This is a genomic window from Cytobacillus sp. IB215316 (genome assembly GCF_033963865.1).
GTDB lineage: Bacteria > Bacillota > Bacilli > Bacillales > SM2101 > Nanhaiella > Nanhaiella sioensis.
Window position 1 is genome coordinate 92,600 of sequence record NZ_JAXBMC010000009.1, and the last position, 15,671, is coordinate 108,270.

Here is a 15,671-nt window from a genome sequence, read left to right on the forward strand (position 1 = left end):
TTAATCTTGCCTTGATAAAATTGTTTTTGGCTGAAGGCTTAATATTGACATAGATGGAATTAACGTTGATAATATTGCAATTAATAAGCCAATCATCCCTAGCATACTTAAATCTCCGGCTGTCACATCAATTTGTAACTCATTAACTGGCTCAACATCTATTTGTTGTTGTACTTGCCTTGGCATTCTCTGTCCGAAAGAAGCAGGGTTTGAGGCTGTTTCTTCAGATTGTTGTATTTCTTGTGATAACAGCTGGTCACCTATTTGTCCTGCAACGACATTTCCACTTACAGCAGATATACCGAGTGCTATAACTGCTACAACTAAAATTTCTACTAGGAATTGTCCCATTAGCTTCCATTTTTTCTCACCTATTGCTAATAAAACACCCATTTCATATTTTCGTTCACGAATTGACATCATGACAATTAACCCTAAAATAATTGCACCGGCAATCGTTACTAAATAAACAACATTGGTTGAGAATGATGCAACATTTTCGATAGGACCAATCATCTGTTCATATAATTGATCGTTAGCATCTAGCTTAAAAACATCAAAATCGATAGTACTTTCAAGAGATGCTTCATCAATAAAGCTTTGAATATTTGCAGGGTCGTCCATAAAATATACTGCGTAATCTATAGCGTCTTCATAGTCTTCACTCTTCAAGCTAGAAGCAGTAGTATAAGGTGTGTATACTCTGTTATATGGGTTCAAAAAATCGAAACTTGCTGCTTGATCATCTACTAGTTCTGTTGTTTCATAGATTCCGACAATCTCGAGCATTACCGAGCTAGTTTCATCTGTTCTTTGAATCGTTAACCTGTCACCAATAGCTAAATCATTTGCTATAGCTAAATTTTGTTCTATTACTGCAACGTCCTCACCTATGTCCTCTTCCGTCAAATGGCGACCTTCAACAATCGATGCTTCATCATTTAAAAAGGTCTCCACCGAATCTGTAAATAATACCCCTTGAACACTTATATCTGCCTGGACTCCACGCATATTTCCAGGGTTATTAAAGCCCCCTTGTCCTGTATTCGTTTCCTCTTCATCAATCGTTTCACTTACAATCGGTTCAAAATCCTCAGCCAACCCAGATGCAGAAGAATAATAGTTATATCCTTTTATGTTATCTAATGATAACAATGCTGTAGCAGATTCTACTGGAACTGGGACAGATTGCATACGCCCTTGCTGTCTACCTTCACTTTGTTGTTGTCCTCCTTCTGCCATAAGCTTTTCTCTATCGACTTGTAAGGTGACCTCTCCACCTAATTGTTGTCTTGCTAATTCGCTAGATTTTTGGGCTGCAGTTTGAATGGATAGACCGGCCAGTACTAAAACACAAATCACTGAAAAAACAAATACTAGTAACATACTTTTTCCTTTACGAGCAGTTACACTCAAGAAAGCACGTTTTAAGAAATTCATTCTTACTCCTCCTAATCATTTGCAATTATTTATATCTAATTAATATGTCTGTTTTTTTTTTAGGGATGTTTTCGTATTACTTTTACAACGCACAAAACTAGCGTTCATAGTAAAAACGAGGATAATCCCATACCTTTTCTAGTTATTCTAGTTTGTAAAAGTAACAAAAAAAGCAATTATTAATAATTGATAATCTCCTCCAATCTTTGGACTTTTTTATGTGGATGTATAAATCTTAACGCCTATATATGTCCAAACTATGAATGAACTATTTCGTAACCTTTAACGAAAACGAAATATTTTACATAGAGGTTGAAAATAGTCATGATTCAATTTAACTTTAAATAAAGTAATTTTTAGTGGAGGTGTAAGATGAAGATTCTAGTCATCGAGGATAATGAAAGTGTTTGCTCTATGCTAGAAATGTTTTTTTCAAAAGAAGGGTTGTCTGGAAAATTTGTAAATGATGGACTAGAAGGCTATCACCAGTTCAAAAAAGAAAATTGGGACTTGCTGATTATCGATTGGATGCTTCCACATATGGACGGTGTAAGTATTTGTCGCAAAATAAGAGAAGAGCAAAGTACCGTTCCTATCATTATGTTAACAGCTAAAGATAGTGAGTCAGATCAAGTACTAGGTTTGGATATGGGAGCTGATGACTATGTAACGAAACCATTTAGTCCACTTACACTCATGGCACGCATAAAAGCAGTTACCCGCAGATATCATCAAGGACAACCTCAAAGTATTGAAACGGATGAGATTCAAACTGACTTTGTAAAAATAAATAAAAATACACGTGAAGTATTTTTAGATGATACATTAATTTCAAATTTAACACCAAAAGAATTTGATCTTTTGTACTTCTTTATTCAACATCCAAGACAAGTGTTTTCAAGAGAGCATTTATTAGAAAAAGTTTGGGGCTATCAATATTATGGTGACGAAAGAACTGTTGATGTACATATTAAAAGATTACGCAAAAAACTAGGTACCAACTCGCGCCCTTTTTTCCACACAGTATGGGGTGTAGGTTATAAATTTGATGAATTGGTTGAAAGTAATGAGAATTAAATATATATATCAACTTATTGGAAGTCACATTAGTATTTTAATTATTGCATTGTTAATTTTAAGTTTGTTATTTACTCACTTTGTCGAAAACTTAATATTCCAAAACAAAGTTGATGAATTACTGTCATTTGGTGATGAAATTTTAAGTGTTATAGACCAAAGCAGCATTGAGACTGAGAAACCTTTAAAGCAATATAACGAAGTATTAAGGGCAAGAAACATTCGATTAATCATGTTTGATAATAAAGGATCCATTCTATCACCCTTTGTTGATCGTTTTAAACAAATACAGTTAGACGAAAAAGAATTACAGCAAATATCCAACGGCGAAACAGTAGTTATAAAGCATGATATACAACGCTTTGATCAAGAAGCATCATTGGTTGCTATTCCTTATGTTATTGATCAAAAAGTGCAAGGAGGCATCTTATTAATTGCACCTATTAGTAATACACAGGATATGATTAGTTCTTTAAATAGAGCTTTACTGTACACAGTTATTATCTCATTATCCATTTCTTTATTATTAAGCTGGTTATTATCAAAATTGCATGTTAGACAAATCCAACACATTCGTGAGGCTACTTCCATGATTGCAGATGGAAACTATAATGTTAATGTGCCAGATAGAACCCTAGATGAACTAGGAGAATTAGCAGCAGACTTTAACCAAATGGCTTCAAAGTTAAGAGAGTCAAATGACGAAATTAATCGACTAGAAAAGCGACGTAGACAATTTATTGCAGATGTATCACACGAACTGCGAACACCATTAACGACAATAAGTGGCATAATTGAAGGTTTAAAAAATAACATGATTCCAGAGCAAGAAAAAGATAAAGGCCTGAATTTAATTAGTACAGAGTCAAAGAGGCTTATTCGACTTGTAAATGAAAACTTGGATTATGAAAATATTCGTTCACTTCAAATTCCACTACATAAAGTCGACATACAGTTGTTAGATATATTCGAAATCATTAAAGAGCATTTAATTACTCAAGCAGAGCAAAAAAATAACCGAGTAATAATACATGTTGATGAGGACATTTATATCCATGCTGATTATGACAGGTTAATGCAAATTTTAATAAACATTACGAAAAACAGCATTCAGTTCACGTCTGATGGTACGATCTGGCTAAGAGGCAAGAAGGGATATAACGAGGTGATCATTGAAATCGAGGACACAGGGATCGGCATAGATTCTAAAGAAATTGAAATGATCTGGCACCGTTTTTACAAAGCGGATATTTCACGTAGAAATAATCCTTACGGAGAGTTTGGATTAGGTTTAGCTATCGTTAAACAACTCGTAAATTTACATGGTGGTGAAATTTCCGTTGACAGTAAAAAACAACATGGTACTAAATTCGTCATTGCCTTTCCTATAAGTAAACCTGAGACTGTAAATCGCATAGATAAGTCTGTCGATTAAACGATATTAGATTTTGAATAAGCAAATCAGGTGGAGGGTTCCTCCACCTGATTTAAAAAATATACTCACATATAGCGAAAGGCAGATACTGCTACCTGATCTAATCCCAAATATCAGGTCGATCAATTTGCAGCATTCTCATATATTGAAGTAACTGTCCAGTATGTACTGCGTCATGATATGTTTTTCTTTCTAGTGTATCTCCCAATGACCTTTCAATATCTTTATGCGGCCATTTAATCATCTTTGAACTATATGTTGAAGAAGGTATTTCATTAACATACGATAGTAACTTATCATGATATATATTACTGCCAGCTATTTCACCTTCAATAGTAACGAATGGTTTTCCCCACAATTGTTTCCTTTCTTCTTCAGAAGGTAATCTATGCTCACGTAAGATGGTAAGCCATGAGAAATCATGCAAAAGTACATGCCTAATGGTTTCCCCAACTGTTAATGCTTCGACATCAGGCTTCCAACATAATAAATCATCTGAAAATCCTCTAGCAACTGTGAGGAATCTACGCCTACATTCTTTTAGATCAAGAAGGATTAAAGCTTTTGCATCCATAATAACATCTCCCTATGATTCTTTTATATAGGCTGTTTTCGCATTCATTGTTGTTTTTCGTCTTACGAAGTAAACACGTACACAACTAGATTTCAGGTCCTTTTCTTCTCTAACAACTTAAAAAATCATATCATACACATCAGTTACTCAAATGTAAGTGAAAAAGCCTCAAAGTTTACGAAAAGAGCTTATATATACAACATCATTGTAAAGTGCATTTTATTCCATAGTCATCGAAATATCATTGTAATGATATGATCTTGCAGCTTTGTGTTTTATTTTGATTGTACTAAAACATACACGTATAAAAATTTGAGCTAGAAGCACCCTTTCTTCGTTAGATGAAATGCAATCAGAATTCTTCTAGAAGTGCTAAGTTCGTGACAGTAGCAACAAAGTTTTTGAGGTTAGCTATACTTTTTTATAAAGCTCTTTTTGCGTTAATTGTTATTTCTCGTACTTTAGTATTTAGCATTCTTGGCACTTTTTCTTATCGGTTGAAAGAGCCTCTTACAAAAGACAATATTTCATTAGATTATGTGTTAAATAGAAGCACGATAATAATATTTGAAAACTCAAAATAATCATTTTATCAAATCATAGCTTAATATATAATTAACAATGAATTTACTATAATTTGTAAAGAGGACCTATATTTATTTGTCCGAATGCTTACATTTACATAAGGAGGAGCAAAAGATGCTTACAAAAAGAGTACTACTTAACTGTGTTATATTATTAGTCATCTTTTTGAGCACAGCATGTAATCGTCCCATTCAACAAGATCAAGCTACTAATCAAAATCAAGAGGAATCAATTTCTATTGACTCCACTCAAGGAGATCAAGTAAAGGAAGACAATAGTATTGTTGAAGAAACTTTCGATGAAGAACCAAAGGCTCAATTTACAACTACACCTTGCATTGCTGACATGTTTTTAAAGCAAGATAACAGCAACACATCGTTACTTCTTTCGGAGCCATTCATTGAAGGAGAATTATTAGCGGATATAAAAGCAATATCAACTAAAACAATTATCGATAAAGCAAGTTATGGATCACATTATGGAACATCTTATGCATTACATGAAAATGGCAACGTATATGCTTGGGGCTCTAGAAATGAGTATCCTAGAGATAGGAACCCGGCCTTCCCTCAACTTATAAACGATATTCCACAAGCCACTTCAATATCAGGTGAATTTATTTTAACCGAATCAGGTGAAGTATGGTATTTAAATGAAGGTGGCAAACCATTTATGTTATCTTCATTAACAAATATTGTAGGTATTAATGAAGTAAGACCAGATACGCTTTTTGCTTTAACAGAGGATGGTACAATTATTCATGTCAGCTTTCAATATAATACAAACACTTTCTCAGCAACTCCTTTATCAAATATAACAAATGTGAGTAAACTCTTTAATTTTGGCAATACTCTTTTTGCAATAAAAACGGATGGTACTTTATGGACTGAAGAATATAATAATAATTTATTTAGTAATGCGAAGGAGCCAATTGCTAATCAAGTAAATATTGCTGATACTGTAATTGACGTCGCTGAAGGATTTAACATCAAGAGTACCTTTATAAAATTACAATCAGGAAAATGGCTAATCTACCAAAAAGAACATGAGTCACCACCTAAGTTAACACCATTTGAAAAACTGGACGATGTAAAAAAGATAGCTCATAATACTCATGCTAATTTTGCATTAAAGAACGATGGAACGGTTTGGGGGTGGGGGGATCAAAATGGACATATAATTCATTCTAATTCTTTTGAACTGGACACTCCAATACAGATTGAAGGCTTGACTGACATTATTGACATACAAGTAGGTACAGATCACGTATTAGCATTGAGTCGTAATGGAAATGTTTATTCTTGGGGAAATAATATGACCGGACAGCTTGGAACTTCCCCGACTATCTTTCAACACCTTACTGCAATCGGAACTATGTCAGACATTGACCAAATTCTTCCCACTAATAAGACAATATATATACTCCGCAAAGGACAGGTTTGGACTGTAACCGAGGATGTCGAGCTAAAACAATTAGACATCTCTGAAGATGTACAAACGATGATAAGCAATATGAGACAACCGATTATTTTAACTTCTAATGGAAAAATAATCTATGATTTAAGTGAAGAAGGTTGTGACACTTTGGAAACTGATTTCCCAATTAAAAACATATATGCATATGGATCAGACATAGCAATTCAAAGTGAGGATGATAAATTATATCATTGGACCTTTAACAATAACCACTATAAAACAATTACCTTTGAAAAAGACCAACATACAGTAATCAAAAATATTTACAGCTTTAATAAAACGTTTATTTTAACAACCGACGGAACGGTTTATTACGAAGATCAAATATTAGATGACACAATTATTATGAAACCGATTGAGAATTTGCACAATATCGTTGACTTAAGCTATGATTATGCTCCAGATAGCGGATACAATAAAACTGTTCTAGCAGGTTCAGTACGTGCGTTAGATTCAGAGGGAAACTTATATGGAATAAATCTAGATGAAGACAGTAACTTCACACATGAGAAAGTACTTGAGAATATTCATTTAATTACAGGAAATGTTACAATCGATAATTCCGGTGAGATGAAAGACCATAATATTGTGGGAACCCCGTTAATAACCCACATTAATAATTTAGATGATATACATTTTACCGAATCACTTTATGCATACGGAATAGAAGGACCAGGTCTTCATTATCATGTATTTGTTATGAAGGACGGCAGCATTAATCTCTTTGGTGCGAATCCCTTTTTGTACTTCAATTATACAAAACAAGTTAAACCAGTTATTTTGAATTAAATAGCAACAAACAAAAGATGTTAAATAAAATATGAAACAGCCTATTTACGACATAATGCCCATAATCCTCTATGAAATATGCATACATTTTCAAAGGCTGTTCTCATATAGGATGTTGTATGTTGTTTCTTTGACAAAAATCAACTAGGTTTCGGGTATCTTTTCTTCTATAAACGATGACTGTTGAGAAAGCGACGTTTTCATCTTCAATTTTAAGATCTATAGCATTAAAGTTTACGAAAAGAGCCTTCTTAAGCTAGTTGAAGAAGTTGGAGAATTGTCTGAGGTTATTCTTAAAGTTCAAAGCTTACAACAATCAGGGACGATTGAAGAGGAATTATATGATGTTCTTTATTACGTAATAGCTACAGCAAATATTTATGACATTGATTTAACTGCAAGCTTTCATTTACAAGTGAAAATAAATATAACGAAGTATACCACTTAAATCTACCCTACTGCACCGTTGCACACTCTTGGGGTAACGGTGTAGGTGTAGTGTCGTCATGCTAACTCTTTTTGAATGGCGTCAGTACCTACACATTTCAACATGTGCAAGAGTCTTGGTCACCCTGTTAAACACTTAATAATTACACATGCGTTTTTAATAAAGAGCCTTTTTAAGGTAATATCTAACATATTTAGCTACTAGAATAAAATCAATGGCCTAATGCATCTCTTTTCTTGACTAATATCATAAAAAGAAAACTAATTAAATAAGTAATACTCGTCACTCCAAATAAAGCAAAAATCCCAGGGGTACCCATTGTATATAAACTGATTGGAAGTGACCACAAAAATGCGATTAACATTAAATGTTTTTTAAGTTTTATAGAAGCTACAATTGCTAAACAAGCAGGAAGGAACAACATTACAAATGTAATTATCATCGGTTCAGTATCTTTTAGGTTTGAATAAGGATTATAATAGTTAAATATAATCCATAAAAATATGCTGGAGAAACCTCCTACTATGCCTAACAATTTTGAAGTATTTCTAATTTTAATCACTCCTTAATTCTAAATGACCCTGCTCTTTAACTTAATAAGTATCATCTCAAAATTCCATAATTCCTAGTTGTTACACAACCTGTTCATTGTGTGGAATACGGTTACTATCATTTTTATGTAACTATGATGTTTGTAACAACTTTATTATTTTTCAAACGATATTACTTACACACTAGCTTCTCTATCATCGAAGAAGCATCCAAAGGTCAATTTTCCTTTGGATGCTTTACATATAACAACATATTGGACAGACAAGTACTATGCAGCTACATCTCTTTTGTTAAAGACAATCCAAGATAGCCCAACAAAGATAGCAAAATATACAATGAGGACACTGATTGAAAATCTCATTGTCGTCCCTTCTACTAATGGACGATTGTTAATATGTTGGGTAAGGTCTGTATTGGCAAATAATAGATACTTTGCCCATTCTTCATATCCAATACCTATTAAAAGCATGACAGCTGTAGAACCAGCAAACATTAAGAATATAGCCAATCCTATTGATAATGAGCTACTTCTAAACACAGTAGATATCATAAACGCAAATGTTGACATCATCAAAACGTCCACGAAATTTAAACCGTATAAGCTTAATACATGCGCGAGCATAGATTTTTCTACTGTACTATCAGGGGCAATATATGGATCTGTAAAGCTTTCAAATCCAAATAATAATCCACCTAACAAAAAGGAGGTAACAAATAATAGCATGAGCGTCGTTAAAGCAAAAAGCATCGTCGATAAATATTTTGAGAGCAGTATTTTTGTTCTACTAACAGGACGAATGAGGAGTAGCTTAATCGTACCTTGTGTAAATTCTGTAGCAACAATTCCACCAGCAATTATAACAGTAAACAATGTAATGATTATTGTTAAACCACTTGATTCTTCTATGAATGTCCACATAGTAATTGCTTCAGGGGCATTTACTTTTAAGGCTACTCCAAAAATGGTTACAAATGTAATTAATATGCCCAGCAGTATCCATGTAGATATGCGACGATATATTTTCATATTCTCATTTCTAATAAGTGAGAGCATATTAGTCAATGACATTCCCTCCAGTCACTTCTAAAAATCTATCTTCAAGAGATTTTGATTTTTGTTCAATTTCATATATTTTCACTTGCTTATGTACAAGACTTGTAACAAGCTCAGGTATACTTTCTCTTTCAATTTCAACTTCTACTCTATCGTGTTGAATATGAGATGTAATAGTCGGAAATTCTGCGTCAATCGTTGCTTGTGCTTGATCGACAGAGTCGACTGAAAACGACACTCTCAGTTTTTCCCCCTCGTTCACAAATTCATTCACCTGCTGAACTCCGATCAACTTACCATGCTGTATGATCGCAATTCGATCACACATCAGCTCCATTTCGGATAGCAGATGACTTGAGACAATCACCGCTAATCCTTCTTCTCTCGCTAATTTACGTAAATAATCTCTTACCTCTCGAATCCCTGCAGGGTCAAGCCCATTTGTAGGTTCATCTAGTATTAGCAATGATGGTTTATGTAACAATGCTTGTGCTAATCCTAGACGTTGGCGCATGCCGAGAGAATAGGTTTTCACTTTATTTTTTATTCTGTTTTCGAGTCCAACTAACCGAACAACCTCGTCAATTCGTTCCTTTGTTATACCCTTGATCATTCGTGAGTAATGAACTAAATTTTGATAACCTGATAAATACTTATACATTTCAGGATTTTCAACTATTCCACCTACATGACTAAGAGCTTCTTCAAAGTTCTTTTTTAGGTTTACTCCTTTAATATGAACCTCACCTGAGGTGATAGACATCAAGCCGACAAGCATCCGTATAGTCGTAGTTTTTCCTGCACCATTCGGACCAAGAAAACCAAATACTTCACCTTGATAAACCTCAAATGTCAAATCATCTATAATTCTCTTATTACCTATGTCCTTCGTAAGGTGTTTAATTTGTAAAGAAACTTCCATCATATCCCCTCCTATTTGATATAGGTCTATTATTATACGTTTATAACTAGCTTTAGTTTCATTATTTGTAACATTTTCCTAATTAATACTATATAATTGTAATACATTATGTCTACATAAGGAGGAAATAACATGAATAGCGTATCCACTTTAGGAAAAGATAGGATCATATCATTAGACATTATTAGGGGTTTTGCACTTTTTGGTATATTCTTAGTAAATATGCCTTCTTTTTCTGGAAGTGAATTTATGACATATACAGGAATCGATAAAACAATAAGGCTATTATTTGATTTATTCGTTCAAACAAAATTTTATACTATTTTTTCGTTTCTATTTGGGCTAGGATTTTATATTTTTATGACTCGTGCAGAAGCGAGGGGTGCAAACGTTAATTGGTTGTTTTCAAAAAGATTATTAGCACTTTTACTATTTGGAGTACTTCACATCCTCCTTTTTTGGCATGGAGATATACTACATACATATGCGATAGCAGGCTTTTTTCTACTACTATTCTATCGTAGAAAAGCAAAAACAATATTGATTTGGGCTTTCGTCCTTCTTCTTTCATTTCAGTTGCTCATGGGTGTCTCAGCGTTATTTGCCCAACTATCTGAATCATTCACAGATGTAGATTTAAATGAACAAATTGTTCAAGAGACAATGGCAGAGGGGATTGAAAAAAAGTATGCCTTTCAAACATTTTCTTATGTTCAATTAATGAACTGGAGAATATCCAACGAGGTACCAATGCTATTAGTTAATCTTCCACTAATCTTACCAGACATATTAGGGACTTTTTTACTCGGCTTGTTCGCTGGTAAAATCGATTTATTCCGAAGAGTATCAACATTAAAAAAACAGCTTAAAAGAACTCAGCTCATCACCTTGCTGCTTAGTATTCCATCATTAGCTATGATCATTTATCTGTACAGCCAGCATGAATCAGTAAATTTTATGTTTAGTGCGCAGAACTACTTTTTTGTAAGTTTTAGCGGAATGCTACTCTCTATTTTTTATATTGTGACAATTATATTGTTGCTAGAAAGTGAATTATGGCAAAAGTTATTACAGCCGCTGCGTTATGCAGGTCAAATGGCGCTGACCAACTACCTTGGTCAAACAATAATTTGTTTTATTCTATTCTTTGGCTTTGGATTATACTCCAAAATCACTTTATGGCAAGGTCTTATCATAACCATTATTATCTTTCCGGTTCAAATCATTTTTAGCTACATTTGGCTTCGTCGATTTCAATTCGGACCGTTTGAATGGATATGGAGAACGATAACTTATGGAAAAGTTCAAAGGTTAACTAAAATCCGTTCTTCGAACTAACTATATTTGAATAGGGTGTTGCTTCTCATTCTTAGATATGAACACGTAAATACCTAACGTTAAGGTCATCTTTTCTATTATTGAGTTCTAAAAATTTTGTAGTACAAATAGCAACAAAGTTTACGAAGAGAACCTTATTTAAAAAACTAAATAACGTATAACAAATCTGAAATATACAATAACGCTTGGAATAAATTCCAAGCGTTAAAACAATTGTTTTTTACATCGATTAATTTAACACGTTCACATACAACGATCATATCCTCTGAAAATTCAATCCCTAAATTACTTAACTCATTAGAGAAGAATTTCACGTGAGCATCTTTCCAATATTCGTAAGTTCTAACCCCTTCGCCTTCTGCAACAGCAAAATCCTCAGAAACCTCATTCATTGGCATAATTTCACTTCTACTGTTTTATTAATTGCTACAGGTTCGTCTTTACTATGTGCTGTTTTCGCATGAATTGTTGTTGTTCGTAACAAAAGCTAAGCACGATTATAACTAACGTTCGTGGCATCTTTTCATCGCTAAAGAATATAAGACATCAACTACTCAAATATAAGTAAAAGAAGGAACAAAGTTTACGAAAAGAGCCTTACTATATAATACAATACTATAATCTTCAACAGCAGGTAGTGGCTCGTTTTCAATTTCATAAAATATTAATCCAGAGCATGTCGCTGTTTTTATACCATCTATCACCAATTGAGCTAGATGGTCTGAGTTAGCTCCAAATTGCCATGCACTTACTGATTTTTGCTCATCATGACCTTGGGACTTGCAAAATCATCCCAATACATTTGTGATGCTTTATTCATCTTCCTCTCTCCTTAGACAAAATAATTGTCAAACTACATAATATACATCATATCATTCAAGCTTTCTTGTCGAGTCTAGGAAGCTTAATAAACATCCATAAACTCATATCTACGACTTTCCATAATCACATTAAACAATTTGTTACTATTTTGTTACCCTTCATTCGCTGTTTTTCGATATAATACCGATGGAATAGTTCTGTAATTGTTTCCTAATTGTTTTTCTCTATATTAGTAGTGATTATTTAGCATAAAAAACAACTACCCAAGCAAAAGCGGAAGTCTTTAAAAATAATACGTAGAACTTTTGGGAAACTATTTATATATTCAGGAGGATTCCTTCATGAGAAAGTTTTTTCTATTGTTCTTGTTTGGTGCTATTTTGCTAACTGGCTGTGATATTATTAAGCCAAATGTCGAATTAATGAAGCCACCTCAATTAGATAGTAAAAAGGCAAGTTTAAAAAGCTATGTTGATTCATTATTAAGTGAAGATGATACATTGATTAGTACGACAGAAAGTGGCGATTTTAATACGATCACACTCGTAGATTTAGATAAAGATGGCAATGATGAAGCTGTGATCATTTATCAAAAAGAACAAGATAAACAACACTTAATAAGCTTAATATTTAAGGAGACGGATGAGGGTTGGGAAGTTTTAGATAAAATCCAATTAAATGGTGTTTATTTAACTAATTTAGATTTTGCAGATATTACTAACGATGGATTTCCGGAGATAATTATAGGCTCTTCTGTTGAATACCCACGTTTCTCCCGAGAAAAGGAATATAACCTTTTCAAATTAAACAATGGAAAAATGATGAATATATATACAGACAAGCTAGCTAATATTGTCATTGATGATTTAGATCAAGATGGTATCGCAGACTTCGTTACGATCTATCACGATGAAGACATTTCATCAGTACTCACTTTGTATCATTATGAAGGTGAAAACTTTGTCTCTATTGACAGTATTTCACTTCCTTTTGAAGGATCGTACTATAATGTCGTCAGTGGTCTTGTTACACCTACCCTAAAAGGAATTTTACTTGATGTTGGGCTTGGAAGCCGCTCTGCTTCTACAAATATCATTACTGTTGAAAACCAATCGTTACGTAACAATTTACAAAGAAGTTATACAGAGCCTGATCCCTTGTGGAAAGATTATCACGTCGAGAGTGGGGATATAAATAATGACGGCATAATAGAAATAGGAACACTTCGAATACCATTCGGATATGAGAATAACTCATATGCAACGATTCCTTATATTACTAGGTTCTATCAGTGGGATGGAAAAACAGGCTTAATATTCATTAATGAAAGGTTTTATAGCTATAGTAATGGCTTCTACTTTGACATCCCAACAGACTGGGAACAAAATTATACATTGCATCTATCAGACGACGATAGTCAAATTACTTTTATTACTATCAATGGAAACGAACCTTTGTTCGATATTTTCATATCTCCAATATCCGATGCAGAAGAACTACCAAACAAAATAGAAATTGCAAGAACAAATACTAGAGTTTATTATACTAACTTTGATGATGAATCGCTTCTACAACACTTTAATTTACTATCCAGGTAATGGAGTGCTAAAGAAGTAAGAACTGACCTCAATTTAGGGATATTAATTCAATAGCTTCTTTAAACGTTTTCATTAATTTAGGCTCTTTTCAAAAACTTTGTTGCTATTGTTAAATAGAACCGCAAGAAGTGATTTTTATTCGGTTGTCCTTGTTTTATAGGGAAAGCTGCCACGAGTTCTCGTTATGTACGTGACCATTACTTAGGAAGTAAAACAACAAACTATGCGACAAAAAGGTCTTAACTTAAAATAACAAAGTTTATTTAGAATATATTAACAATTATTTAAGGAGGATTCCTTAATGAAAAAGTTTTATTATGCTTCGTTCTTATTTAGTGTTTTTCTTCTAGCTGGCTGTAATATTATTCAATCAAACGTCGAACTAATGAAACCACCTCAACTAGATAAGAAAAGAGCTAGTTTAAAAAGCACGATCGATGCGCTATTACCTATCGATGCAACATTAATTACTCCATTGCAGACTCAAAGTAATAATACAATCACCTTAATAGACCTTGACGACGATAAATATGACGAAGGTGTAGTTTTTTATACAGAGAAAGAACAGTCTGAAACATTAATTGGCTTAATACTTAAACAGAATAACAACGATTGGGCAGTAGTTGATCAAATTGAACTTAACGGTCAATATATTGAAGAATTAACATTTTTCGACTTAACAAATAATGGACACCCTGAAGTAATTATCAGTTCTACAAGTGAAAATGGCTACAGTGAAAAACAAATGTCCATATTTCAATATAACGAGGGTATGCTAAAAGAAATTCTTAATACACCTCTATACACATATGTTATTGATGATCTAGACCAAGATAACCAATTAGATTTTATAGTAGTAAAATATGAACTAGAATCTACCAATCCTTATGTAGTCCCAATATTGTCCCTATATAACTTTCAGGATAACCAACCTATAGTGCTTGATGAATTAAGGTTAAACTCCACACTTGGATTTTACAATGTCATTAATGGCTTTGTGACTGAATCAAAAAAAGGCGTGTTACTTGATTATTCGCTTGGTCCTAATAGTTACAGTACTGAGATCATTACAGTAGAAAACAACACTCTTCAACAAGCATTTAATGATCAATTTAGATTCTACAAATTTAATATGATAAATAGTGAGGACACTAATCATGACGGCATATTGGAAATAGCCGAGGAGCGAGTTCCAGCTTTTTACGAGGACATACATTATCGGATGATTCCTTATATCACCACATATTATGAATGGGATGGCCTTACCTCCCTATCCCTCGTTAATGAAAGGTATTATAACTATGAAAATGGGTTTTATTTTGAAATACCTTCAGAATGGGATAGTGACTTTACATTATTACAAGGTGATATAAGCTCTCGCATCACCTTTATTAAAGCAAGCAATGGAGAAAAGTTATTTGATATCACTATTTCTCCTATATCTGAGGCACAACAAGCCAAAGAAGAATTCATGCTCGCTCGAACAAAAACGAGAGTTTTTTATACGTCATTTTTTGATAAAACACTTCAGAAGCATTTTAAGCTAATTCACTATTAACTT

General features: G+C 33.3%; 11 protein-coding genes and 2 pseudogenes. 7 read left to right on the forward strand and 6 right to left on the reverse strand.

Annotated elements, in window-relative coordinates; translation table 11 throughout:
- Positions 1-1,440 (reverse strand): ABC transporter permease, encoded by a 1,440-nt coding sequence (locus SLH48_RS14735; RefSeq protein ID WP_320258798.1) that lies wholly within the window; start codon positions 1,438-1,440, stop codon positions 1-3.
- A gap of 372 nt (positions 1,441-1,812) precedes the next feature.
- Here SLH48_RS14735 and SLH48_RS14740 point away from each other — a divergent pair, with 372 nt between their 5' ends.
- Both SLH48_RS14740 and SLH48_RS14745 read left to right on the forward strand, forming a co-directional pair.
- Positions 1,813-2,517 (forward strand): response regulator transcription factor, encoded by a 705-nt coding sequence (locus SLH48_RS14740; protein WP_320258799.1) that lies wholly within the window; start codon positions 1,813-1,815, stop codon positions 2,515-2,517.
- Positions 2,507-3,952: a HAMP domain-containing sensor histidine kinase gene (locus tag SLH48_RS14745; RefSeq protein ID WP_320258800.1), complete on the forward strand. Its 1,446-nt coding sequence runs from the start codon at positions 2,507-2,509 to the stop codon at positions 3,950-3,952. The genes SLH48_RS14740 and SLH48_RS14745 overlap by 11 nt, the downstream gene beginning before the upstream one ends.
- Before the next feature lie 100 nt (positions 3,953-4,052).
- On the opposite strand, the gene SLH48_RS14750 is transcribed toward SLH48_RS14745, so the two are convergent.
- The gene (locus SLH48_RS14750) at positions 4,053-4,526 is read right to left on the reverse strand and encodes a DinB family protein (protein WP_320258801.1); all 474 of its coding nucleotides are present in this window, start codon (positions 4,524-4,526) and stop codon (positions 4,053-4,055) included.
- Positions 4,527-5,225: 699 nt separating this feature from the next.
- Between SLH48_RS14750 and SLH48_RS14755 the strand changes: the two genes are divergently transcribed.
- Positions 5,226-7,376 carry a hypothetical protein gene (locus tag SLH48_RS14755; RefSeq protein ID WP_320258802.1) on the forward strand — a complete coding sequence of 717 codons (2,151 nt, stop codon included), beginning with the start codon at positions 5,226-5,228 and terminating at the stop codon, positions 7,374-7,376.
- A gap of 226 nt (positions 7,377-7,602) precedes the next feature.
- Positions 7,603-7,824, forward strand: coding sequence for a MazG nucleotide pyrophosphohydrolase domain-containing protein (locus tag SLH48_RS14760; protein ID WP_320258856.1), 222 nt, complete (start codon positions 7,603-7,605; stop codon positions 7,822-7,824).
- A gap of 820 nt (positions 7,825-8,644) precedes the next feature.
- Here SLH48_RS14760 and SLH48_RS14765 read toward each other — a convergent pair.
- Both SLH48_RS14765 and SLH48_RS14770 read right to left on the reverse strand, forming a co-directional pair.
- Positions 8,645-9,430, reverse strand: a complete 786-nt coding sequence (locus tag SLH48_RS14765) for an ABC transporter permease (protein WP_320258857.1) — start codon at positions 9,428-9,430, stop codon at positions 8,645-8,647.
- Between the two features lies 1 nt (position 9,431).
- Positions 9,432-10,352, reverse strand: a complete 921-nt coding sequence (locus SLH48_RS14770; RefSeq protein WP_214483568.1) for an ABC transporter ATP-binding protein — start codon at positions 10,350-10,352, stop codon at positions 9,432-9,434.
- A 132-nt stretch (positions 10,353-10,484) separates the two neighbouring features.
- On the opposite strand from SLH48_RS14770, the gene SLH48_RS14775 reads away from it, so the two are divergent.
- Positions 10,485-11,690: a DUF418 domain-containing protein gene (locus SLH48_RS14775; RefSeq protein ID WP_320258803.1), complete on the forward strand. Its 1,206-nt coding sequence runs from the start codon at positions 10,485-10,487 to the stop codon at positions 11,688-11,690.
- Positions 11,691-11,836: 146 nt separating this feature from the next.
- On the opposite strand, the pseudogene SLH48_RS14780 reads toward SLH48_RS14775, so the two are convergent.
- Positions 11,837-12,132 (reverse strand): annotated as a pseudogene (locus SLH48_RS14780) (ASCH domain-containing protein); the annotation flags it as partial.
- Between the two features lie 157 nt (positions 12,133-12,289).
- Positions 12,290-12,510, reverse strand: a pseudogene (locus tag SLH48_RS14785) (ASCH domain-containing protein); the annotation flags it as partial.
- 343 nt (positions 12,511-12,853) lie between these two features.
- Between SLH48_RS14785 and SLH48_RS14790 the strand changes: the two are divergent.
- Both SLH48_RS14790 and SLH48_RS14795 read left to right on the forward strand, forming a co-directional pair.
- Entirely contained in the window at positions 12,854-14,110 is a 1,257-nt protein-coding gene (locus tag SLH48_RS14790; RefSeq protein ID WP_320258804.1) for a hypothetical protein, read from the forward strand.
- A gap of 301 nt (positions 14,111-14,411) precedes the next feature.
- Positions 14,412-15,668, forward strand: coding sequence for a hypothetical protein (locus SLH48_RS14795; protein WP_320258805.1), 1,257 nt, complete (start codon positions 14,412-14,414; stop codon positions 15,666-15,668).
- Positions 15,669-15,671: the final 3 nt, after the last annotated feature.

Coding starts and splice junctions, on each gene's coding strand:
- SLH48_RS14740 (WP_320258799.1), top strand. CDS start 1,813: ATGAAGATTCTAGTCATCGAGGATAATGAAAGTGTTTGCTCTATGCTA.
- SLH48_RS14735 (WP_320258798.1), bottom strand. CDS start 1,440: ATGAATTTCTTAAAACGTGCTTTCTTGAGTGTAACTGCTCGTAAAGGA.
- SLH48_RS14755 (WP_320258802.1), top strand. CDS start 5,226: ATGCTTACAAAAAGAGTACTACTTAACTGTGTTATATTATTAGTCATC.
- SLH48_RS14750 (WP_320258801.1), bottom strand. CDS start 4,526: ATGGATGCAAAAGCTTTAATCCTTCTTGATCTAAAAGAATGTAGGCGT.
- SLH48_RS14770 (WP_214483568.1), bottom strand. CDS start 10,352: ATGGAAGTTTCTTTACAAATTAAACACCTTACGAAGGACATAGGTAAT.
- SLH48_RS14790 (WP_320258804.1), top strand. CDS start 12,854: ATGAGAAAGTTTTTTCTATTGTTCTTGTTTGGTGCTATTTTGCTAACT.
- SLH48_RS14745 (WP_320258800.1), top strand. CDS start 2,507: ATGAGAATTAAATATATATATCAACTTATTGGAAGTCACATTAGTATT.
- SLH48_RS14795 (WP_320258805.1), top strand. CDS start 14,412: ATGAAAAAGTTTTATTATGCTTCGTTCTTATTTAGTGTTTTTCTTCTA.
- SLH48_RS14775 (WP_320258803.1), top strand. CDS start 10,485: ATGAATAGCGTATCCACTTTAGGAAAAGATAGGATCATATCATTAGAC.
- SLH48_RS14765 (WP_320258857.1), bottom strand. CDS start 9,430: ATGCTCTCACTTATTAGAAATGAGAATATGAAAATATATCGTCGCATA.